General features: G+C 68.4%; 22 protein-coding genes. 9 read left to right on the top strand and 13 right to left on the bottom strand.

Features of this window, described 5'->3' with window-relative positions; genetic code table 11:
- The first annotated feature begins 112 nt into the window (after nt 1–112).
- Nucleotides 113–1,117 carry a hypothetical protein gene (locus DMB37_RS26250; RefSeq protein WP_135234942.1) on the top strand — a complete coding sequence of 335 codons (1,005 nt, stop codon included), beginning with the start codon at nt 113–115 and terminating at the stop codon, nt 1,115–1,117.
- Between the two features lie 141 nt (nt 1,118–1,258).
- Here the strand turns inward: DMB37_RS26250 and DMB37_RS26245 are convergent, their stop codons facing one another.
- Nucleotides 1,259–2,065 (bottom strand): LLM class flavin-dependent oxidoreductase, encoded by an 807-nt coding sequence (locus tag DMB37_RS26245; RefSeq protein ID WP_135234941.1) that lies wholly within the window; start codon nt 2,063–2,065, stop codon nt 1,259–1,261.
- Nucleotides 2,066–2,220: 155 nt separating this feature from the next.
- Between DMB37_RS26245 and DMB37_RS26240 the strand changes: the two genes are divergently transcribed.
- Entirely contained in the window at nt 2,221–3,873 is a 1,653-nt protein-coding gene (locus DMB37_RS26240) for an alkaline phosphatase (protein WP_135234940.1), read from the top strand.
- Between the two features lie 65 nt (nt 3,874–3,938).
- On the opposite strand, the gene DMB37_RS26235 is transcribed toward DMB37_RS26240, so the two are convergent.
- Entirely contained in the window at nt 3,939–4,643 is a 705-nt protein-coding gene (locus tag DMB37_RS26235; protein WP_135234939.1) for a DUF4386 domain-containing protein, read from the bottom strand.
- A gap of 98 nt (nt 4,644–4,741) precedes the next feature.
- Here DMB37_RS26235 and DMB37_RS26230 point away from each other — a divergent pair, with 98 nt between their 5' ends.
- Nucleotides 4,742–5,431: a TetR/AcrR family transcriptional regulator gene (locus tag DMB37_RS26230; RefSeq protein ID WP_135234938.1), complete on the top strand. Its 690-nt coding sequence runs from the start codon at nt 4,742–4,744 to the stop codon at nt 5,429–5,431.
- Nucleotides 5,432–5,450: 19 nt separating this feature from the next.
- Here DMB37_RS26230 and DMB37_RS26225 read toward each other — a convergent pair whose 3' ends face one another.
- Nucleotides 5,451–6,149 carry a RadC family protein gene (locus DMB37_RS26225; RefSeq protein ID WP_135234937.1) on the bottom strand — a complete coding sequence of 233 codons (699 nt, stop codon included), beginning with the start codon at nt 6,147–6,149 and terminating at the stop codon, nt 5,451–5,453.
- A gap of 161 nt (nt 6,150–6,310) precedes the next feature.
- On the opposite strand from DMB37_RS26225, the gene DMB37_RS26220 reads away from it, so the two are divergent.
- Nucleotides 6,311–7,846, top strand: coding sequence for an alpha/beta hydrolase (locus DMB37_RS26220; protein WP_135234936.1), 1,536 nt, complete (start codon nt 6,311–6,313; stop codon nt 7,844–7,846).
- Here DMB37_RS26220 and DMB37_RS26215 read toward each other — a convergent pair whose 3' ends face one another.
- Nucleotides 7,847–8,050 carry a type II toxin-antitoxin system VapB family antitoxin gene (locus DMB37_RS26215; RefSeq protein WP_107654306.1) on the bottom strand — a complete coding sequence of 68 codons (204 nt, stop codon included), beginning with the start codon at nt 8,048–8,050 and terminating at the stop codon, nt 7,847–7,849.
- 346 nt (nt 8,051–8,396) lie between these two features.
- Between DMB37_RS26215 and DMB37_RS26210 the strand changes: the two genes are divergently transcribed.
- Nucleotides 8,397–9,296 (top strand): phenylalanine 4-monooxygenase, encoded by a 900-nt coding sequence (locus tag DMB37_RS26210; RefSeq protein ID WP_135234935.1) that lies wholly within the window; start codon nt 8,397–8,399, stop codon nt 9,294–9,296.
- A gap of 36 nt (nt 9,297–9,332) precedes the next feature.
- Here DMB37_RS26210 and DMB37_RS26205 read toward each other — a convergent pair whose 3' ends face one another.
- Both DMB37_RS26205 and DMB37_RS26200 read right to left on the bottom strand, forming a co-directional pair.
- Complete coding sequence (locus DMB37_RS26205; RefSeq protein WP_135234934.1) at nt 9,333–9,950, bottom strand: TetR family transcriptional regulator; 618 nt, start codon at nt 9,948–9,950, stop codon at nt 9,333–9,335.
- Complete coding sequence (locus DMB37_RS26200; RefSeq protein WP_135234933.1) at nt 9,940–11,502, bottom strand: MFS transporter; 1,563 nt, start codon at nt 11,500–11,502, stop codon at nt 9,940–9,942. The genes DMB37_RS26205 and DMB37_RS26200 overlap by 11 nt, the downstream gene beginning before the upstream one ends.
- A gap of 122 nt (nt 11,503–11,624) precedes the next feature.
- Between DMB37_RS26200 and DMB37_RS26195 the strand changes: the two genes are divergently transcribed.
- Nucleotides 11,625–12,911: a serine hydrolase gene (locus tag DMB37_RS26195; RefSeq protein ID WP_135234932.1), complete on the top strand. Its 1,287-nt coding sequence runs from the start codon at nt 11,625–11,627 to the stop codon at nt 12,909–12,911.
- A gap of 21 nt (nt 12,912–12,932) precedes the next feature.
- On the opposite strand, the gene yhjD is transcribed toward DMB37_RS26195, so the two are convergent.
- The 3 genes from yhjD to DMB37_RS26180 are packed head-to-tail and all read right to left on the bottom strand — an operon-like array spanning nt 12,933 to nt 16,038.
- On the bottom strand, nt 12,933–13,961 hold the full coding sequence (gene yhjD, locus DMB37_RS26190) for an inner membrane protein YhjD (RefSeq protein ID WP_135234931.1): 1,029 nt from the start codon (nt 13,959–13,961) through the stop codon (nt 12,933–12,935).
- Nucleotides 13,962–14,002: 41 nt separating this feature from the next.
- Entirely contained in the window at nt 14,003–15,034 is a 1,032-nt protein-coding gene (gene trpS / locus DMB37_RS26185; RefSeq protein WP_135234930.1) for a tryptophan--tRNA ligase, read from the bottom strand.
- 47 nt (nt 15,035–15,081) lie between these two features.
- Nucleotides 15,082–16,038, bottom strand: coding sequence for an oxygenase MpaB family protein (locus DMB37_RS26180; RefSeq protein ID WP_135234929.1), 957 nt, complete (start codon nt 16,036–16,038; stop codon nt 15,082–15,084).
- A 276-nt stretch (nt 16,039–16,314) separates the two neighbouring features.
- On the opposite strand from DMB37_RS26180, the gene DMB37_RS26175 reads away from it, so the two are divergent.
- Nucleotides 16,315–16,992: a TetR/AcrR family transcriptional regulator gene (locus DMB37_RS26175; protein ID WP_135234928.1), complete on the top strand. Its 678-nt coding sequence runs from the start codon at nt 16,315–16,317 to the stop codon at nt 16,990–16,992.
- A 13-nt stretch (nt 16,993–17,005) separates the two neighbouring features.
- On the opposite strand, the gene DMB37_RS26170 is transcribed toward DMB37_RS26175, so the two are convergent.
- From DMB37_RS26170 to DMB37_RS26160, 3 genes are read right to left on the bottom strand one after another with little or no spacing between them, the layout of a single operon-like run.
- On the bottom strand, nt 17,006–17,491 hold the full coding sequence (locus DMB37_RS26170; RefSeq protein WP_135234927.1) for a barstar family protein: 486 nt from the start codon (nt 17,489–17,491) through the stop codon (nt 17,006–17,008).
- On the bottom strand, nt 17,491–17,967 hold the full coding sequence (locus DMB37_RS26165) for a ribonuclease domain-containing protein (protein ID WP_135234926.1): 477 nt from the start codon (nt 17,965–17,967) through the stop codon (nt 17,491–17,493). Before DMB37_RS26165 ends, DMB37_RS26170 begins: the two co-directional genes overlap by 1 nt.
- On the bottom strand, nt 17,964–18,683 hold the full coding sequence (locus DMB37_RS26160) for an exodeoxyribonuclease III (protein ID WP_240772578.1): 720 nt from the start codon (nt 18,681–18,683) through the stop codon (nt 17,964–17,966). Before DMB37_RS26160 ends, DMB37_RS26165 begins: the two co-directional genes overlap by 4 nt.
- A 333-nt stretch (nt 18,684–19,016) precedes the next feature.
- Between DMB37_RS26160 and DMB37_RS26155 the strand changes: the two genes are divergently transcribed.
- Together DMB37_RS26155 and DMB37_RS26150 are read left to right on the top strand one after the other, a co-directional pair.
- On the top strand, nt 19,017–19,724 hold the full coding sequence (locus DMB37_RS26155) for an alpha/beta fold hydrolase (protein WP_240771659.1): 708 nt from the start codon (nt 19,017–19,019) through the stop codon (nt 19,722–19,724).
- Between the two features lie 87 nt (nt 19,725–19,811).
- Nucleotides 19,812–20,711, top strand: a complete 900-nt coding sequence (locus tag DMB37_RS26150; RefSeq protein ID WP_135234924.1) for a hypothetical protein — start codon at nt 19,812–19,814, stop codon at nt 20,709–20,711.
- Nucleotides 20,712–20,884: 173 nt separating this feature from the next.
- Here the strand turns inward: DMB37_RS26150 and DMB37_RS26145 are convergent, their stop codons facing one another.
- Nucleotides 20,885–21,742 carry an alpha/beta fold hydrolase gene (locus DMB37_RS26145; protein ID WP_135234923.1) on the bottom strand — a complete coding sequence of 286 codons (858 nt, stop codon included), beginning with the start codon at nt 21,740–21,742 and terminating at the stop codon, nt 20,885–20,887.
- Between the last annotated feature and the right edge of the window lie 99 nt (nt 21,743–21,841).

Genomic DNA, 21,841 nt, shown 5'->3' with positions numbered 1-21,841 from the left:
ATCAATCCAGGAAGGTTGCCGGTAGGTTGATCTTGAACGTGCTCGCCGGACACATCGTCGGCCACGCCACGACATTTGTCGTGCGCAGGCCCGGGAGGAAGGCGCTCAACCCATGTACGTGCTCCGAACGGCGATCGCCACCACCATGCTGACCTGCCCCGCGCTCGTCGCGGCGGCGGCAACGGCGTCGGCCCCGACCAGCGCCGTGCCGCACCAGCATTCGATCGCGGCATACGCGACCTCGGCCGTCGTCACGACACACGCTCCGGGCTCCCGCCGCACAGTTTTCAACTCCGTGCTGTTCCCCGGCCTCGCCGACACCGCGGGCCCCCGCCGCACGGTGCTCAACTCCGTGCTGTTTCCGGGGCTCGTCGACACCGCGGGCCCGCTCGGCACCAGTGGCGCGGCATTCGGACTCGGCCTCGCCGCCCTGATCGGCACCGGCAGCGCGGCGTTGGGGACCGGCAGCGTCGCCGCCGCACCGTGGGCCGCCTTCCTCGGCACCGGCAGCGCGGCCGCAGGCACCGGCAGCGCCGCACTCGCACCCCTCGGGGTGGTCCTCGGCGCGGGTGCCGCACTGCTCGGCACCGGCAGCGCCGCGGCAGGCGCCTCCGGCAGCGTCGCCACCGGCGGGCTCGGCACCCCGCTGGCCGTCCTCGGCGCGGGCAGCGCGGCCGCGGGCACCGGTAGTGCGAGCCTCGCCGGCGCGGGTGCGGCCGCCGCACCCTTCGCCGCGATGGCGGGCACCGGCAGTGCGATGGCGGGCACCGGTAGCGTCGCGGCCGTGCCGTTCGGCGTCGCGCTCGGCGCGGGTGTCGCCGCCGGGATCGCCACCGGCAGTGCCGGAATGGCATCGCTCAGTGCTGCTTCTCCGGTCGCGGGCGCTGACGCCACCCAGGACGGCAAGGCGAGTGCCGCCGCTGATAAAGCGAGCGCCGCGAACCCAGTTGACAAGGCCAGGGTCAGTCCCGCCGACAAGGCGAGCACCGCGAATCCAGCTGATAAGGCGAGCGTCAGTCCCGCTGACAAAGCGAGCACCTCCCGCCTCGGCGACACGGACGGCACCGAATCAGCGGAGCCCGGATACCGCCCGCTGAAGCTGGGGCCATCGACCTGATCCGTCGGGGAAGCGATTTCCGACGGCACAGCCACCGGACCGTCCAGAACGCCGAGGGCCCTGCTCACCTCGTTCCTTCTCGCGCGAGTCGTCGGATCGAAAGATAGCGGCGGCCTTCGTCTTTCAGAAGTAGCCCCAGATCTACAGCGCCGCACGAACCTTCGCGGCGAACTCATAGTCCCGCTGCCATTCGGGTCCGGTCGGCACCAGGATCGCTCGCCCTACGCCCCGCGCCGCGAATGCGGACAGCTGGGCGGCCGCCTCGTCGACGTCCGAGGGCAACCCCGGAACCACGGCGGCGACCGACAGCGGCGCACGGTCGCGCTGTGCGGCGAACTCCTGCAGCTCGGCAACGTCGTTGGTCAACTGCTCCAGGTCCGATTGGATGGTGATCCACCCGTCGGCGTAAGTAGCAGCCCTACGCCGCGCACGAACGCTGTTGCCCGCCACCAGAACCGGCGGCAGCACCGAACCCGGCGCGAGGGTCACCTCCAGCCCCTCGTCCAACACGGTCGGCTGTCCGGTGACGAGCCCGGGCAGCACCCGCAACGCCTCGTCGGTGCGCCGACCGCGGTCGGCGTAGGAGGCGCCCGCCGCGCGCCAACCGATATCACCGTGCGCCGGATTCCCGGTGCCGACACCGACCACGAGCCGGTTGCCGGACAGCTGTTGCAGGGTGCTGATCTGCTTGGCGGCCCAGGCAACCGGACGCAGTGCCAGCAGCATGACGTTGAAGCCGATACCGATGCGCTCGGTGACCGCCGCGGCGGTGGCCAGCGTGACGGTGCTGTCCAGCATCGGCGCGCTCGCCACCAGGTGGTCGGTGGACCAGATCGAATCGAGGCCGAGCTCTTCGGCGAAACGGGCACTCGCCCGCACATCACCCAGGATCGGCTGCGCGGGATCAGGGGTCGAGGTGGGCAGGATTACCCCGATTTCGATGGTCATCTTTCGTCCAATCACTCGCTATCGGCTGGTATATCGCAACGCTACGGGCCGACAGTGAGCGTCCCAATGGCCTGTTGGCTCACGGTCATGTCGCAAACGCTCATCGAATTGAACGATGGCGATCGGCCACCCCGCCCGCCGATATACCCTGACGTATGGGTCTGTCGCGACGGCAACTGTTGAGATTCGGGGGTGCCGGGTCGGCTGCGGTGCTGGTGGGCGCCGCGGCGGCCAGCAGCGGGCAGTTCCGGGTGCCGCGCTGGTCCGATGATCCGTTCGCTCTCGGTGTCGCGTCGGGGGAACCGACGGCCGACGGGGTGGTGTTGTGGACGCGGCTCGCGCCGGACCCGTTCGCGCCGGATGGGCTGGGCGGCATGCCGTTACGGCCGGTGACCGTGGAATACGAAGTCGCGCACGACGAGAATTTCCGGCAGGTGGTGACGCGCGGGACCGCGGTCGCGACGCGCGAATTGGCGCACAGTGTGCACCCGGAGGTCACCGGGCTGGCGCCGGATCGCTGGTACTTCTATCGGTTCCGGGCCGGGTCGGTACTCTCGCCGGTCGGGCGAACACGCACGGCGCCGCCGCCGGGGCGGCCCACCGCACGGATGCGGTTCGCGTTCGCCTCGTGCCAATCCTGGAGTTCCGGCTATTACACCGCGTACCAGCACATGAGCACCGAAGACCTCGATCTGGTGGTGCACCTCGGTGATTACATCTATGAACGTGGCTGGAACCGCGGCCGCGCGGGAATGTCGATGGAACCGCATCTTCAGGCCGAAGCCGTTGATCTGGCCGGCTATCGGCTGCGGTACGCCCAGGCCAAAGCCGACGAACCGCTGCGGTCCGCACACGCCGCCTTTCCCTGGCTGGTCACCATGGACGATCACGAGATCGACAACAACTGGGCGGGCGAGGCGCCGGGGCTCGGCTTCGACATCTATCGGATCCCGGCGGTGTTCCGTAAGCGCAAAGCCGCTGCCTTCCAGGCCATGTACGAACATCAACCACTGCGCATCGCCCAGTTGCCCGCCGGGCCGAGCATGCACCTGCACCGCCGCTACGGCTTCGGTGACCTGGCCCACATCACCATGCTCGACACCCGGCAATACCGCGACAAGCAGGCCTGCGGCGACGGCAACACGGTCATCGACTGCACGGACCGGTTCGCCGCCGACCGCACGATATTGGGTGCACGGCAACGTGATTGGCTGATCGACGGCTTCACCGACTCGCCGGCCCGCTGGCAGATCATCGGCAATCAGGTATCGATGGGCCAGTCCGACCAGGACGCCGGCCCGGTCACCGCCGTCGGCACCGACTCCTGGGACGGATACGTCGCCGACCGCAACGCCGTACTCGGCGCCGCCGCCGACCGCAACGTGGCCAACCTCGTCGTGATCACCGGCGACCGCCACCAGAACCACGCGGCCGATCTGCGCCGTGACTTCGCCGACCCCCAATCCCCCGTAGTGGCATCGGAATTCATCGGAACGTCGATCTCAAGCGGCGGCGACGGCGCCGACATGACCGAATCCGGCCGCAACCTCCTCGCCGCCAACCCCGACCTCAAATTCTTCAACTCCCAGCGCGGCTACGTCCGCGTCGAACTGGACCACAGCCTGTGGCGCAACGACTTCCGGGTCGTCCCCTACATTCGCCGCCCCGGCGCCCCCATCCACACGCGCGCCAGTTTTGTGGTGCAGGACGGAGTTCCGGGCGTCACGCAGGCCTCGGAATCGGACAGCCCGTCTCGGCTACCCGACCCCGGCGTCACGGCGAGCCCGCCGGACAACGGCCCGCGATAACGGCGGTATTCAGCCGCGGCAGCGAAGGACAGCTCGTACCGAATCTCCTACTGAGCCAAGGAGTTTCACGCGGTAGCCAGCTGAGGCGGCGCCGGCGGCGCGTCGCTCGCAGACTGTCCGAGCCCCTTACCGATCAGGTACACCGCCAAGCTCACCTCCCACGCGAAGACCGGGAGCGCGGCGACGGATCCCCATATGGAGAGCTGATCGTAGAGCCCGAACAGCACGGCGGTCGCCGACGCGCAGATGAGCGGGCCACCGATCAAGCCGAGGATGGCGATGGGCCGCGGCACCAGCTGGGAGCGGTACATCAGGGTGGCCAGCAACAGACTGTTCGCACCGAGGATGAAGTTCGGACCGAGCAAGAAGATCCAATCATGGACGGCGACAAGGGCTTTGCTCACCGTGATGAGCGCTGGATCGTCGATTCCCGCACTATCTCTGCGCAATGTCACGACCGACAGCACACTCACGGTGCCCACTGCGATGACAGCACCCTCGAGCAGCCGAGCGCAGAGATAGCCGAGCGCCAGGCTCTTGCCGTGCCGCTCCAGCACTGGATACAGCGTGGTCGCGGTGCCGATGACGGCCGCGACGAGCACGAGTTCGAGCAGCCCGCCCATCAGCACTCGACCGTCGGAGCCCGCGCCGGCAACGTAATTCGGCGCTGTCAGCACCGGCTGATACAGCAGCAGGCCGGCCACCGCGGCGACCTCGGTGATCAGGAACAGCACACCCGCGACCACCGCCGTCGTTCTCATCGAGTTCATGGGGACTCCTCCACTACACACCGAGGTGTACGTCGTACACCTCCTCTGCCGAGAACCCTAAGGTGTACGCTGTACACCTCTCAAGAGGAGAGCGCTGAATGGCCAACCGGGACACCGCCACACCCCGCACCCCGCTGAACCGAGAGCGCGTGCTGCGCGCCGCCGTCGAACTCGCCGACGCGGCAGGCATCGACACCCTGAGCATGCGCAACCTCGCGCAGGAACTCGGCGTCGTGCCGATGGCGCTGTACAAGCACGTCGCGAACAAGGACGAGCTGCTCGACGGCATGGTCGATCTGCTCGTCGCGGAGATCGGTCCGCCCGAGGCCGGGCTCGACTGGAAGCCCGCGGTACGGCAGCGAATCCTGGTGGCGCGGCGCACCCTTCAGCGGCACCCGTGGGCGTCCCGGGTGATCGAATCCCGCCCGGCACCGACCCCGGCCGTATTGGCGTACCTGGACTCGATGATCGGGATGTTCCGGGCGGGCGGCCTCTCCGTCGACCTGACCCATCACGTGATGCACGCACTGGGCAGCCGCGCGTTCGGCTTCACCCAGGAGCTGTTCGACACCGCACCGAGCCCGGACCCGCAGACGCAAGCCGCCGCCCAGCCCGACATGTCGTCCAGGTATCCACACATCGCCGAGATCGCGGCGCGGGCCGCCCACGACGACCAGTCCGTGGTCGGTCCGGGCTGTGACGATCAGTTCGAGTTCGAATTCGCCCTCGACCTGCTCTTGGACGGTTTCGAGCGGCTGTGGCGGCAGGGCTGGAGTTCTACCGCGTGAGACGCCGCGCCCGCGGCGATCAGCCCGTATCTCCAGGGCGGTGCCCGAGGGTGAGGGTCGGCGCGCTGGCCCAGGCCTCGCCCGCGATCACCACGTGATCGAGAAAGCGCAGGCCGACGGTGCGGGCGGCCTCGGCGAGCAGGGTGCTGGCGCGGCGGTCGTCGAGGCTGGGGGTCGGATCGCCGGAGGGATGGTTGTGCACGACGGCGAAGGCGCGGCCGTCGTGGCGCAGCACGGTATTCAGGATTTCGCGGACCGGGACCGCCACCTGATCGACGGCGCCCTCGGCGACGAATACCTTCTGCCGCAACTGGTTCTGGGCGTCACAGACCAGCACGAGGAGTCGCTCGACGCGGGCGCCGGTGAACAGGGGGCGGGCCGCCGCGGCGACATCCGCCGTGTCGCCGAGCCGAGGCAGGGTGTCGGTGCCGCCGCGGGCGCGGGCGCCGAGGTGGAACGCGGCGATGACGGCCGCGGCCTTCGCCACCCCGACGCCGGCCCGGCGGGACAACTCCTCGGGCCGGGCCGCCGCCAATCCGGCCAGGCCGCCGTGTTCGACGAGTAGTTCCACCGCGAGGTCCAGCGCGCTGGCGCCGCGCCTGCCGTGCCGTAACAGCAAGGCCAGCAATTCGACATCGCTGAGCGCCTGCGGGCCGAGGGCGAGCAGGCGCTCGCGTGGCCGTTGCTCGACGGGTACATCGAGGAGAGAGACCGGCATCGTTCCACCCCTTGGTCACGGCGACAGTGTCACGGAGTGTGCCAGGCCCTACCGACATGTCGGTCACGGACGAGGGGTCGCCCGAGTTGTCCGATCCTGCCGATTGCACATCGGCGTCCGTCGGGCAGACTGAGTGCGTCGAACGAGTACAGGGGCAATGAATGTTCAAACCGCGCAAAGGAACCGCGACATCGACGCGCGTCACGCCGCTGCCCGTGCTGATCGCCGCGCTCGCGCTGCTGGCGACGGCCTGCACCGCCGACCAGGACCCCGTCGCACCGCCCGCCCCCACCCTCGATCGGTACTACCAGCAAACCCTGGCGTGGGGCTCGTGCGAGGGCTATCAGGGCGGCGCCGAGCTCGGCGCGGCAGGCATCGAATGCGCGCGGGTGACGGTGCCGATCGACTACGGCAGACCGGACGGCGAGACCGCGCGGATCGCGATCTCCCGGCTGCGCGCCACCGGCACCAAGGTCGCGTCGCTGCTGACCAACCCCGGCGGGCCCGGCGCGCCGGGACTGGGTCTGCCGCTGGCACTGTCGAAGTCGCCGGTGGCCGAGCGTTTCGACGTGATCGGGATGGACGTGCGCGGCCTCGGCGCCTCGACCCCGCACGTCACCTGCCGTTCGGACGCCGAATTCCGGACGGCGCAGCGGGTGCTGGGCCGGACCGACCCGCTCGCGGAGATCGACCAAATCGAAGAGGAGAACGAGGAATACGCCAACTCGTGCGCGCGGCGAACCGGACTGGCGCTGCTCGGGCATGTCGGCACCGGTGACGTCGCCCGCGATCTGGATGTGGTGCGCGCCGCGCTCGGCGAGCAGAAGCTGACCTACTTCGGCGGGTCCTACGGCACCCGCCTCGGTTCGACCTACGCCGAGCTGTTTCCGGATCGGGTGCGCGCGATGGTCCTCGACGCACCGGTCGACCCCACCACGAACATCGGCGACCCGGTGATCATTGCCGCCGGTTTCCAGCAGGCGTTCGACGCCTACGCCGCCGACTGCGCCAAGGCGCCGGACTGCCCACTCGGCACCGACCCGAAGAAGGCGAACGAGGTCTACCGCAGTCTGGTCAATCCGCTGGTCCAGCGACCGATCCTCACCGCAGATCGCCGTGGGCTCGACTACGGCGCCGTCGTCACCGCGACGATCGCCTCGCTCTACCACCCCACGTCCTGGCCGAGCCTCACCCAGGGTTTGGCCGAGCTCGCCAGGGGCCGGGGCGACGCACTGCTCGGCGACGCGGGTGCCTACGAGCAAGCCTCCTCCGACGACGTGCACCGGGCGGTGCTGTGCCTGGAGGAGGTCCGGGTGACCGACCGGGCCGTCGCGGCCGACATCGATCGCCGATCCCGTGCCGCCGCTCCGGCTTTCGACGATGGCCTGCCCACCGACACGGCTCCCCTGGATGCCTGCGCGTTCTGGCCGGTCCCGCCGACCACTCAACCGCACGTGCCCAACGCGGCGGGCCTGCCGAAGCTCGTGGTCGTCGCGGCGACCGGCGATCCGGCGACCCCGTACGCCGGTGGTGTCACGCTCGCCAAAACCCTTGGCGCGGCGCTGATCACCTACGAGGGCACCCAGCACGGCGCCGCGTTCGAGGGCATCGCCTGCGTCGACGAGCCGGTACTGAAGTATCTGATCGACCTGACACCGCCCGCCGACAACCTGCGCTGCTCGGCAGTGAGTCGCTGACTACCCGTCCACGACCACGACCTCCGGGCGCGGCAGGGCGAACAATGCGGTGGCGGCCAGCTTTTCGAGATGGCGCAGCTGACGCTCGTGCACGACGATCCGGCGCAGTGCCTCGTTGATCGTGGCGTTGCTCGTCGAGGTGCCCATCACGGCGGCCGCGGCGGCGAGCAACTTCTGGTCGAGATCGATCCGCACGGATTTCATGCGTCCTCCTTCGTACATTCGCCATTTTGCGCTATTCCGCTCGCTCATGTCTGGCAAATCGTGCAGAGTTCGCCGGATCGACGGCCCCCACCACGAGAATTTCACGGCCGCAGCATGTTCGGCGGCTATTACCGAGCCGCCACACCACGCTCCGCACACACTTGGCATCGTCGCCTGCGCGGGCAGAACGCGGCGTGCGCGGCCGCCGACGGGCACTGGTCAGCTCGCAGCCCGAATCCGCCGCCCGATGCCGGTAAGTGCGCACCACAGCGGGGCCAGCTAGGCACTTTGCCAAGCTGCGCGGGCTTTTGTTGTCGCGAGGCCCGAGCGGTGCTTGCATCGAGGTATGTTCACCGAAGCTCAGCTGTACTCACCGGTGACCCGGTCCGGCGACGGCGATGTGACCGTCCACCTGAGCGACGAGCACCCCGGCGTGCACGACTCGGATTACCGGGCCCGTCGCAACGCCATCGCCGCGCTTGCGCTCGATTACGCACCGGGTAAACCCGTTCCGCAGATCGCCTATACCGACGAGGAGCAGCAGGTCTGGCGGATCGCCTCCGCCGAACTGGCCCGCAAGCACCAGACCTACGCCTGCACCGAGGTGCTGGCGGCGTCGGCGCGCCTCGCGCTGCCCAAGGACCACATCCCCCAGCTGGACGAGGTCTCGGCGGCACTGGTGCCGCTGAGTGGATTCCGCTACGCCCCCGCGGCCGGGTTGGTGCCGCTGCGCCAGTTCTTCGGCTCGTTCGCGGATCGGACTTTCCACTCCACCCAGTACATCCGGCATCATTCGGCGCCGCTGTACACCCCGGAGCCCGATGCCATCCACGAGATCATCGGGCACGCCAATCAGATCGCCAGTCCCCGCTTCGCCGCCATCTACGAGGCGGTCGGCGCGGCGGTCGGACGGCTGGAGACCGAGCCCGCGCTGAAGTTCCTCGCGAATGTCTTCTGGTTCTCCATGGAGTTCGGTGTGGTCAGGGAAGAAGGCGAGGTCCGCTGCTACGGCGCCGGATTGCTGTCGTCCTACGGCGAGATCGAGGAGTTCCGCCAGGCCGACCTGCGCCCGCTCGACGTCGCCGCGATGGGCACCGCGGTCTACGACATCACCCACTACCAGCCGATTCTGTACTGCGCCGAGTCGATCGCCGAGATCGAGGACGTGATCGGCGGCTTCTTCGCGTCGATGGACGACGAGACGCCGGACCGGCTGCGGCATTCGAGTGCGGCTGGGGCGCAGTAGGTTCGGCCTGCCCGAGCCGCGGCGGGCGGCTCGGGTCTAGGTGGCTGCCCGGTCCTGGCCGAGCGGCAACCCTGCTTCCAGCAGATCCAGCATCCGGCCCACATTGTCGACATTCAACGGCGTGATGCGCGCGACGGCGAGCCCCGCGCCGGTCAGCGCGCCTGCCAGGACCCGGATATCGAAATCGTCGGGTGTGCCGCCGACCCGTTCGGCCATGACGGCGGACACCATGTCGATGTTGCGTTCCATCTCCAGTCCGATGGCCGACCGCAGCTCGGGCACGTGGTAGATCAGCGCCTGCCGTTCCTGTTCGAAAGCCTGCTGCTCGGCGGGCAACTCCGCGAAAACCGCCGCCATCGCATGGCGGAAGGCGGTCAGCGGCGGCAGGTCGGACGGCTGCGCCCGGACGGCCTCGATCAGTATCGGATCGAGGTCGTCGGCGAGCACCAGCTGTTCCTTGGTCGGGAAGTAGCGAAAGAAGGTGCTCGGCGAGACCTCCGCCGCCGCCGCGATCTGCTCGACGGTGGTCTCGCCGTACCCTTGCTCACGGAACAGCCGGAACGCTTCCAGTCGAATCGTCCGTCGGGTCCGCTCCTTCTTCCGCTCACGCAGACCGCGCACGGCTGGCTCTTCTCCGGACAGTTCAACCGACATGCGTCGATTCTGACGTATCGGTGCCCGCGACGCCGCCTCCCAGTCGCTCAGCGACCGGCACCGGGCCGACCGCGGCCACCTCGACAGGTTGCTTCACGCGCAGGAAAACGACCGCGACCGCGGCAGACACCGCGCACAGCGCGGCACAGACCCAGAGCATCGCGGCCATGCCACCGACGAACGCGCTCTGCACCTGATGCAGGATCGCCGAGTCACCGAGCTGGTGCGCCGCCGCGACACCGGCGTTCACCCCGTCGGAGATCGGATCGCGGTTCAGCGCGCCGAGCTCGGAGCGGTACCGAGTGGACAGCACCGTGCCGAGGATCGCGACGCCGATGGTGCCGCCCGCCTGGCGCAGCGCTTGGATCAACGCGGAACCGGAGCCGGAACGTTCCTCGGTGAGCTCACCCATCGCCAGCCCCATGGCCGTTGGCATCGCCAGGCCCATGCCAACGCCGAGCAGGGTGGTCCAGAGCGCGGTGAAGCCGTAGCCGCTGTCCACCGAGGTCAGCGCGCCCAAGGCGAGCGCACCCGCCAGCAGAGCGAAGCCGAGTCCGAGCATCACCCTGGTCCCCAGTTTCGGCAGCGCCCGGTCGACCACCCTGCTGCCGACGATCAACCCGCCGATCAGCGGCAGCAGGCGCAGGCCGCTGCCGAGTGCGTCCGTGCCGAGCACCGCTTGGAAATACTGCGGCGCGGTGAAGAACAGGCCGAACATCGCGAAGTTGACGATGATGGAAAGCGCGGTGCCCCAGCGGAATCCGGCGGACTCGAACAGGCCGAGATCGACCAGCGGATGCGCCGTCCTGCGCTGCCAAAGTACGAATGCGCCGAGCAGCAGCAGGCCTGCCGCGACGATGCCCCAGCCGAGCCCGTTGCCCCAACCGTACTCACCGATCCGGATGAATCCGTAGGTGAGCCCGAGCATGCCTGCCGCCGACAGCAGTACGCCGGGCACGTCGATGCGGAATCGGTTCTCGCTGCGCGACTCCGGGACCAGCGCGAGAACGGCCAGCGCACCGACGATCACCATCGGCACATTGATCAGGAACACCGAACCCCACCAGAAGTTTCGCAGCAGCCAGCCACCGACGATCGGACCCAGCGGCAGGCCGATCGCGGTCGAGGTGATCCAGATGGTGAGTGCGCGTTGCCGGGCCGCCTGCTCCGGAAACAGCGACGGCAGGACGGACATCGACAGCGGAAGCATCGCCGCGGCCGCGAGGCCGAGCACCACCCGTGCGGCGATCAGCTGACCGGCCGAGGCGGCGAACGCGCAGGCCAGCGACGCGACACCGAAGACCAGTAGCGCGACGAGCAGGAACTTCTTGCGCCCGTACCGATCGCCGAGCGCGCCGGCGGGCAGCATCACACCGGCCAGCGCCAACGTGTACGCGCTGCTGAACCATTGCAGCGCAGCGGTATTCGCATTCAGGTCAACGGCGAGCGTCGGCAGCGCGACGGTGAGCACCGTGACGTCGAGCCCGATGGTCAGCATCGCCACCGACAGCGCGCCGAGCGCGAGCCAGCGGCGGGTCGAGTCGGTCTTCATGACCCCTCCAAAATTGATATTAACTAATTTTTGATAGTAACTCTCATTTAGTAGTCTCTGTCAATACCCTGCTCCGGCGCGTGCCCGGCCGACTCGCCGCGAAATCGCTAGGCTCGCGAACGATGAAGATCCGGGACTCGCGCCGCCGCGCCACACTTCGCCTCGGTTCCGCACTGGCCGCAGTGGCCGTGATCGCGGGCTCGGCCGCCACTCCGTCGTTCGCCGCGCCGTCGTCGAGCCCGACGACGACGCCGTTCAGCACCCCGAACACCGACGGCTGCCCGCAGAAGACGCGCCCGCCCGCGCCGATCGACGAGTCCGAGGTCCCGGCGCCCGGGGAGCCGACGCCCACCGCGCTGCCCATCCCGACGCCGCCGGTCGGCGGTGGTCGGCTTGGCGAATGCGGCCTGGTGCTCCCCAAGGGCGCACCCGCTGTGCCGCAGGACATTTCGGCGACCGCCTGGCAGGTGGCGGACCTGGACTCCGGCGAGGTGCTCGTGGCCAAGGACCCGCACGGCCGCTACCGGCCCGCCAGCACCATCAAGGTGCTGCTCGCCACGATCGCCCTGCGCACACTGGATTTGAACAAGGTGGTCATCGGCACCCAGGACGATGCGAACGCCGACGGCACCCGGGTCGGCATCGGGCCCGGCGGCCGCTACACCAACCGCCAGCTCATGCAGGGCCTGATCATGGCCTCCGGCAATGACGCGGCCCATGCCATCGCTACTCAGCTGGGCGGCGAGGCGGCCACGGTGGCGAAGATGAACGAGCTCGCCAAGTCGTTGGGCGCCTTGGACACCCGCACGGCCACCCCGTCCGGCCTCGACGGTCCCGGCATGAGCACCTCGGCCTACGACCTGTCGGTGCTGTTCCGCGAGGCCATGACCATTCCGCTGTTCGCCGAGCTCATCCACACCGAGCAGGTGGACTTCCCCGGCTACCCCGCCAACCCGAAGATCGAGGGCGACAAGGACCACCCCGGCTTCCCCATCGGCAACGACAACCACCTGCTCTACGACTACGACGGCGCCATCGGCGGCAAGACCGGGTTCACCGACGACGCCAGGCAGACCTTCGTCGCCGCCGCCGAACGCGACGGCCGCCGCCTCGTGGTCACCCTCCTCAAAGCCGATGTCCGGCCGCTGCGCCCCTCGGATCAGGCGGCCCGCCTGCTCGACTACGGCTTCGCATTACCCCGGGGAACGTCGGTCGGCAAACTCCCCGACCCGAACCGCAAGCAACCGAAAGCCGGTGCGGCCCTTGCCTCTCCGCCCCCCAAGGAGCAGGAGTCGCAGCCGCTGGCCGACGAGGACCACGGCGACGACCGCACCGTGTGGGTCGTCGGCGGCGTCATCCTGGTGCTCGCCCTGCTGCTCGGTGCGCGCCGGATGAACCAGCGGCGCTGAGCCATGGAGCCGACGCCGGGTTCAGCGACCGCGTGGTCGGCGCAGTAGCGAGAGGGCAAGGGCGGCAAGGGCTCCCGCACCGAAGAAGGTCGCGCCCGCGCCCACGGAGAGTTCGCGGACCGACGTGCGCGGGCTGATGACGGCGGCGGGTGGCGCGGGGATCTCCGCTTCCGGTTCGTTGTCGGAGGCGGTGGCGGCCCAGGCCGTCGCGAACAGAATGATCCGGTAGGTGACGTAGCTGAAGACCATCAGACCGATGATCGAGCCGAAGGCGGCACCCGCCGGGCTGCTCAGCACCGTCTGCAGATAGATCGACGCGACGAACTTGAAGATCTCGAAGACGACGGCGGCGAGTGCGGCGGCCTTGGCGGCGCTGGCCAGGGTGACCGGTTCGCGCGGCAGGCGGGCGATGATCCAGGCGAACACCGCCCAGGAGGCGAGGAAGCCGAGAAAGATCGACGCGATGGCCAGTAGGAAACGCGCGCCGGGCAGGTGCGAGAGGCCGAGGCTGACCAGCAACCTGGCGCCGAGCGTGCTGGAGCCGAGCGCGGAAAGGCCAAGGGAGACAACGAAGGCCAAGCCGAGGCCGAGCAGCGCGCCGAGGTCGGACAGCTTGGCCAGAAACCAGTTCTGCTCCTCGCTCTTCTGCTCCCACTGCTCGGTCAGCGCCGCGCGCAGGTTCGCCATCCAGCCGAGGCCGGTATAGAACCCCGCGAGCAGGCCGAGGATGCCGACGGTGCCGCGCGAGTCGACGGCCTGGTCGACGAGATCGTTCAGCTGGGTGCCGAGCGAACCCGGAATGTTGTCGACGATCTTGGTCTGTAGCTCACCGAGCAACTCCGGGCGGCTCGACAGCACGAAGCCCGCGACCGCGAAGGCGACCATCAGCAGCGGAAACAGCGACAGCACGGTGAAATACGTGATGCCCGCCGCGTAGTAGTCGCCGCGCTGCCGCTGATACCGCCCGCCCGCGCGCACCAGATGGTCCAGCCATGGCCGGGCCTGGATCCGTCGTTCGAGCCACGCCTTGATGTTGTCGATCACCTGCACCTGTTCGCCCCTTCAGGAGAGATCTCGCAGGCGCCCGACCACTACCGGGCCAGCAGGCCCATGCGGTCGTATACCTGTGCGAGGGTGTTGCCGGCGATCTCTCGCGCGCGCTCGGCACCGGCGGCGAGGATACGGTCGAGTTCGCCCTGATCCGACAAATACTCTTGCACCTTCGCCTGCAATGGCGTGACAAATTCGACCAGCGCGTCGGCGACGTCGGCTTTCAGATCACCGTAACCCTTGCCCGCGTAATCCTGTTCGAGCGTCACGATCGGGTTGCCGGTCAGCGAACTCAGGATCACCAGCAGGTTGCTCACGCCCGGCTTCTGCTCCGGGTCGTAGCGGATCTCGCGCTCGGTGTCGGTGACGGCCGAGCGGATCCGCTTGGCGCTGATCTTCGGATCATCGAGCAGGTTGATCAGGCCCGCGTCGGAGGCGGCGGACTTGCTCATCTTCGAGGTCGGGTCCTGCAGGTCGTAGATCTTGGCGGTGCCCTTGACGATGTACGCCTCCGGTACCACGAACGTCTTCTTGAACCGGGTGTTGAAGCGTTGCGCCAGGTTTCGGGTCAGCTCCAGATGCTGGCGCTGGTCCTCGCCGACCGGGACTTGATGCGGGCGATAGAGCAGGATGTCCGACGCCATCAGCATCGGATAGGTGAACAACCCGACCGACGCGTTCTCCGAGCCCTGCTTGACCGACTTGTCCTTGAACTGGGTCATCCGGCTCGCCTCACCGAAACCGGTGATACAGCTGAGCACCCAGGCCAGCTCGGCGTGCTCGGGCACCTGGCTCTGCACGAACAGCGTCGACTTCTTCGGGTCGATGCCGATGGCGAGCAACTGCGCCACGGCGGCCCTGGTCTGGGCCCGCAGCGCCTTCGGGTCCTGCGGCACGGTGATCGCGTGCAGGTTCGGGATGAAGTACAGCGCGTCGTAGTCGTCCTGCATGGTCACCCAGTGCTGCAGCGCCCCAAGGTAGTTGCCGAGGTGGAACGAGGTGCCGGTGGGCTGGATCCCGGACAGGACCCGCTGCTTGCGTTCAGCGGCCGGGGCTTCTGCAGGAACGGACATACCCCGATCTTTTCATGCCCGCCCACCCGTCACCCGGCCCCCACCCCTCACTGAGTCGCTACGCGACGCTCGTCATTGGAATTTCGCTCCACCCAGTTACGGGGGTCCACACCCGGCATGCTCGGCCGCCCGGCATCGACGAGTTGGTGTTCGCGCCGCGAGACGAGCTTGTAGACCGGGGCACTCGGCCCGGCCAGGGTGTCGCGTAGTACCGGGGGTACCAGCGGCGGCGCCAGATGGGCGGTACGTACGGCCTGCGCGAGCGCCCGATACGCGAGCTGGTCAGCTCGCCCCCAGCGCATCCCGTACATCTGCCGGATCCGCGGCGGCAGGCTGCCCTGCACCAGCAGGAAGAACGCGGACGTGACCTGGTGCAGCGGCATCCGCTGCGGATACGGCACGCGCTGCCCGGCCAGGTAGGAGCCGACCAGCCGCGCCTCGTCGGTGAGGAACAGTTCGTCGGAGGCGAGGTAGGCGTCGAAGGACGCGCGGAACTCGGGGTAGCTGGCCGGCGCCGCTTCGACAGGCATGCCGAACAGCTCGGCCCAGCGCACATAGTCCTGGTACAGGCCCTCGCGCTCGCCGCCGGTCATGGGGCGCACCAGCAGGTCGTACATCACCTCGGCGGAGTCGAAGGTGAACGCCATCGTCATGTACATCAGGTGTGGATCCAACGCGGAATAGCCGGTGCCCGCGGGATGGTGCGCCCCCGCGTCCTCGGGCAGCGTGCCGCGCACCCTGGCGTGCTTCTTCGTGGTGAACGCCAGCGCCCGATCCGCCTCGGCCTTGCTGCCGAGGAACACGGCCTCGAACAGGTGGCCGGTGAGCGAGAGCCGGGTGTACGGGGTCATCCGGTGCTCGGTGTTCTCCGCGGTGCCGACGTAGAGCAGCGGATGAACCGCGCCGATGACCAGGGCGCGCTGGCCGTAGGTCAGGCCGACCGCGCGCTTGCTCATCACCCGCCGGGCCATCGAGTGGTCGCTGAAGTAGCCGGGCTCGGACATCACTGCCTCCTCGTCGAGAGCATCTGGCAATAGCATCCGCCAGATTCGCGATTCTGGCAATACTCTCTGCCAGAATCGTGCCGTGCCAGAATCGGACTTGTGACTACATCGCGAAGCGGTTCCGTGGGGGGTGGCGGCCGGGCGACGGGTGGGCCTGCATCGCGAAGCGATTCCGTGAGGGGCGGCGGCCGGGTGGCGGGTGGGCCTGCATCGCGAAGCGATTCCGTGGGGGGTGGCGGCCGGGTGGCGGGTGGGCCTGCATCGCGTAGCGATTCCGTGGGGGGTGGCGGCCGGGCGACGGGTGGGCCTACCGATTCCGCGCCAGCGCAGCGGACCTATGGCGGTGTATCCGCGGAAGAACGCCGGTCGCAGCGGCGGGCGGCACTGCTCGAGGCCGCGCTGGAGATCATCGGCACCCAGGGGCTCGCCAAACTGACCGTGTCGGGGCTGTGCGCCCAGGCCGGGCTCAACGAGCGGTACTACTACGAGAGCTTCGACAGTCGCGATGCGGTGCTGACCGCGCTCATCGACACGATCGCCGAGGAACTCGCGCTGGCGATCGTCGCGGCGGTCGGCACCGCGCCGAAGGACTCCAGGAGTACCGCGCGTGCCGCGATCGCCGCGGGCATCCATCTACTCACCGACGACCCGCGCAAGGCCAAGGTCGCCCTGGTCGCCGGCATGGCGACACCGGAGTTGCGCGCCCGCACCACCGAGACCGTCCGGGTGTTCGCGCGGATGGTCGCGGCCGAGGGCATCGATTTCTACGGGATCGACGACCCGGACTCGGATCCGGCGATCGACTTCCGAGCCAACTACCTCGTCGGCGGCCTGGTGCAGACCCTCACCGCCTGGCTACAGGGCGAGTTGTCACTGACCCGCGACGAGCTGATCGAGCACACCACCGACGTGTTCGTCTTGCTCGGTGAGGATTTGGCGCGCCGATTGGCGTGACGCCGCACCCGGGTCAGAGTTCCAGCGAAACGTCCTGCAACCCTGTCGCTTCGCCTTGCAGGACAACGCGAAACGCGATGCCCTTGCGCGCCCAGTGGTCGGCACAGTCGCGCATCGCCTCGGCGAACCAGGCCCGCTCGGCCGGTTCCTCGGCCAACAGATCGTCCGAATCGCGGAGCACGACAACGTATCCCGCACCCTCACCGACGAAATCGTCCAGGTCACGCAGGCATTCGTCGAAGGCGTCCTTGTTCTCGCCGAAGTAGTACGGGAACTGGAGGGCGGCGGCGATCTCGTCGAACACCCGCGCGACCGTCCGCATCTTCGCGCCGCGCAGTTCGCGGACCAGGTAACCGGACGGCGCGCGGTAGCGCAGGCCGCTCAGTTCGGCGGCATCGACGGTGACCGCGCCGAGGGCGGGCGCGGCGACCTGCGGCGCCCGCGCGGCGACCTCGATCGGTCGAGACAAGAACTGCGACAACGGCATTACCTTGGACATCAGCGCATCCTCGTGAAGGTCTCGTAATGGTCTCCGGTGTACCAGGCCGAGCCGTCGCTGCCGGTGACGATGCGTTCGGCATCCCTGGACCGGCCGCGCTGCTTGGGATTGACGTCCCACTCCTGGTAGGTGATCGGTTTGCCCGCAGCGTCTTTGGCGGCCAGTGTGCCCGCGCGGTTCATCCAGCGGTCGCCGCCCTTGGTACCCGGCGCGTTCGCCGAATCAGGCCAGCGGCCCGCGTCGATTTCGCGCAGGGTGGTGTAGGCGCGGTCGGGTACGCCCGGTGCACGACTGGCCTGCGCCTCCGCAGGCCGCGGCGGGCCCGCGGCGGGCGCACTGCTGGTGGGACCGGCCGTTGTCGTGGCGGCGGTGTCGTTGCCACCATCGCGCAGACCGAGCACCGCGACGACGATCAGCGCGAGCACCACCACGCCGAGGCCGGCAAGCGCTCGAATGGCCTTCGGCGACAAGTTCATCGGTACTGCACCGTGACCGGCGCATGGTCGGACCAGCGCTGGTCGTAGGCGGCGGCGCGGTCCACCACGGCCTGTTTGGCGCGCGCGGCGAGGTCGCCGCGGGCGAGTTGGTAGTCGATGCGCCAGCCGGTGTCGTTGTCGAAGGCGCGGCCGCGATAGGACCACCAGCTGTATGGGCCGTCGACGTCTGGATGCAGCTTGCGCACCACGTCGACGTAGCCCGCCGCGAGCAACTCATCGATCCAGGCCCGCTCCTCCGGCAGGAAACCGGCGGACTTCAAGTTGCCTTTCCAATTCTTCAGGTCCCGCTCGGTGTGCGCGATGTTCCAGTCGCCGCTCACCACGAAGTCACCGGTGCGTTCGGTGAGGTAGGCGCCGAGTTCGGCCAGGTACCGGTACTTTTCGTCCTGGCGCGGCGTACCCGCGTCACCGGAGTGCACGTACACACTCGCGACGGTGACGTCACCGAAGTCCGCCTCCAGGTAGCGCCCGGATGCGCCGAACTCGCTGCTGCCGAAGCCGATTCGGACCGCGTCCGGTGCCCGTCGGGACAGGATCGCGACGCCTGCTCTGCCCTTGGACTCCGGCTCCGCATGCGCCAGGCACCAGCCCTCGGCCAGCGCGGGCGCCAGCGCCGCGCTGGTCTGCTCGTCGGTGGCCCTTGTCTCCTGGACACAGACGATGTCGGCCTCCGTGGCGGCGAGCCAGGCCAGCATGCCTTTGCCCGCGGCCGCGCGGACGCCATTTACGTTCACAGTCGAAATGATGTAGGCCACCGGACGACCGTACAATGCTGGTCAGATGAACTCCCTCGGACATCGCCGTCCAGGAAAGAGTGATGACATGTCGTCTGACACCCCCAAGTCCCCCGCCGCCGCGCGACGCGCCACCAGCGCCGCCCGCAGGCCGGTCACCACCAAGCCCGGAACGGAACTGCCCAAGGCCGTCAAGGCCCTGCATCTGGGCTCCGGTGACCCGCTGCTCCTGTTGCACGGCTTCATGATGTCGCCACACTGCTGGGAACAGACCGCGGCGCGGCTCGCGAGCCAGTGCGAGGTGTACGCGCCCGCCTTCGCGGGCACTGGGGCGGCGAGCGGGTGGACGGCTGGTCGGTCGACGTGCACCTGCTGGCCGACCGCATCGAGGATCAGCTCGACGACCTCGGCTGGCGCACCTGCCACATCGCGGGCAACTCGCTCGGTGGCTGGGTCGGTGTCGAACTCGCCAGGCGCGGCCGGGCCCGCACGCTCACCCTCGTCGCACCGGCGGGTGGCTGGCACACGCCGTCGCTCACCTCGCTGCGCACCAACCTGAAATTTTTGTCGCTGGTCCCGATCGTCGAAATCGGCAAGCGCCTGGGCGGTTTCGCGGTCAACAACCCGATCGCCCAGCGGTTCGCACTGCTGTGGTTGAGCAAGAACGCCGCCGCGGTCTCCCGGCGCGACACCGCGGCCGCCATCATGGCCGCGCTGCACTGCCCATCCATGCTGCCGTTCGTCGTGAGCAGCATGCGCGGTCCCGGGCAGGCCGACCTGTCCACCCTGGAGACGCCGGTCCGCTTACTGCTCTCCGAGTACGACCGCGTCATTCCCAACCGCGTCTATGCTCGCCGCTACCTGAAGGAACTTCCCGAGTCGGCCGACCGCATCGTCGTCCACGGCGTCGGGCACGTGCCCATGCTCGAGGCGCCGGACCGCATCGCGACCCTCATCGCCGAGCACGTCTACGCCAGCCGCAACCGCCTTCGCGCGGTCTGAGGCACGGAATATCCACAGGTCAAGAAGTTATCCACAGATCGACAATAGGCCTCGATCCGGTCTGGTCGGCGGCCTACTGTTCGAGGCATGGGGAGCACACCAGTAGATCGCGTGGTGCATCAACTTCGCGGCGACGTCGACGGGCTGTACGAGCTGGCCAACAACACCAACCGAGAGGTCAAGAGTACGAACGGCCTAGCCCGCGGCGTCGACCAACGGCTGCGCCGGTTGGAGAAGACCAGCGGGCGCCATTTCGGCCTACTACTGGTCACGCAACGACAGCACGGACATCGTCTGGAAGGCGTGGAGTCCCGCTTCGGAGACGTTGCGGCTCAGCTGAACCAGGTCGGAACAGAGATGAGCAGGCACTCGGAGATCCTCGACGAGACGGTGAGTCGGCTGGCGACGCTCGAGGTCGTGGTGGGCGGTGTTGCAGGGCGGACAAATGTCCTGACCGACCGAGTGGATGGCCTAACCGGGCAAATGGATGTCCTTACGGCACGTGTAAACGGCCTGACGGAACAGACGGACGTCCTCACAGAACGAGTAGGCGGCTTGTCCGAACGGACGGACGTCCTCACAGAACGAGTAGGCGGCTTGTCCGAACGGACGGACGTCCTCACAGAACGAGTAGGCGGCTTGTCCGAACGGACGGACATCCTCACAGAACGAGTAGACGGCCTGTCCGAACGGACAGACATCCTCACAGAACGAGTAGACAGCCTGTCCGAACGGACAGACATCCTCACAGAACGAGTAGACGGCCTGTCCGAACGGACAGACATCCTCACAGAACGAGTAGACAGCCTGTCCGAACGAGTAGACGTCCTCACAGGAAAAGTGGACGGCTTGGCGGTGCGAGTGAGCCGACTCGAAGAGCAAATGGCGCAACTGACAGATGCGGTGCACCAGAACTCGGCGACTCTCGACCTGGTGGTCGAGCTACTGCGGAAGCAGCAGTTGGTGCCGCACGAGATCGAGGGATAGCCGGTGGACAGGGCGCGGCGGCGGTCTGCCGATGGGCGCTCGGCCGGCTGCCGGCACAGCGGGAAGGCCGCCGCAGTGACCCACCTGGCATGGGAGGGCTGCATCGGTCATCGGGTGCGGCCGATCCGCCACGGCGACAACTCGACTCGGTTGCCGCCGCCGGGGGCGTGAGTTCAGGATGCGACGCCGGTCTGCTTGCTGTCGCTGCGGGGAAATCCCAGCAGTAGTCGGCAGACCTCGTCCGGCACATCCAGTTGTGGGCAGTGGCCGACACCGGGGAGTGCGACGAACTCGCTGCCGGGCAGCAATGCGTGCAGGGCGCGACCGGCGGACACCGGGATGATGCGGTCCTCGGTGCCGTGGACGATGAGGACCGGGCAGGTGAGGACGAGATCGGTATGGCCGGACGGGTGTTCGCGGGCATAGCGGACGGCATCACGACCACGGGTGGCGACGGACGCCATGTCGGGAACCGAACGTGTTGCGGAGGTGAGGAATTCGGGGTCGGCGACAATGCCTGGGCCGTAGACGAACAGCGCTACCGCGCGCCGTACCGCCCAGCGCACCAGAGCGGCCGGGATCGGCAGCGATTCGACCAGACGAAAGAACCGCCGGTATTCGCGCAGCCGCCCCATCCGGGCCAGCCAGTGGCGGGCCAGCAGTGGCTCATCAAAGGTGACCACCGCAGTGACCGCACCACCCGGATGACGTGCGGCAGCGTGCAAAGCGGTTGCCGCACCGAGAGAATTGCCCACCAGGATCAATGGACTGTGCTCCGCGATGATCGCGTCCACGAAGGCATCGAACTGCGGGGTCAACGGACCCGGTGCACGCTGGTCCGCCAGGCCGAAGCCGGGCAGGTCGACGGCGAAAGCCGCACGGCCCGCCGCTGCCAGGCCGGCGAGAACGCCGCGCCAGGTGTCCGCGCTGTCGGCGTAACCGTGCAACAGCAGGATCGGCGTGCCGGTCCCCGATACGGAAAGCACTCGGGTGCCGACATCGTTGTAGCGGGCGGTGGTTTCAGTGATCATCGGCCGGATTGCCCCTTACCAGCACGCACGGTGCGCAGGACTAACGGCGTTTCGAAGGCAGGACAAGAAATCCCGGGTGCGCACGCCGTGGTGGCGCAC

Source organism: Nocardia sp. CS682 (assembly GCF_004634405.1).
Classification (GTDB): Bacteria; Actinomycetota; Actinomycetes; order Mycobacteriales; family Mycobacteriaceae; genus Nocardia; species Nocardia ninae.
Note: the sequence above shows the minus strand (reverse complement) of the source record. Positions and strands in the feature narration are given on the sequence as shown.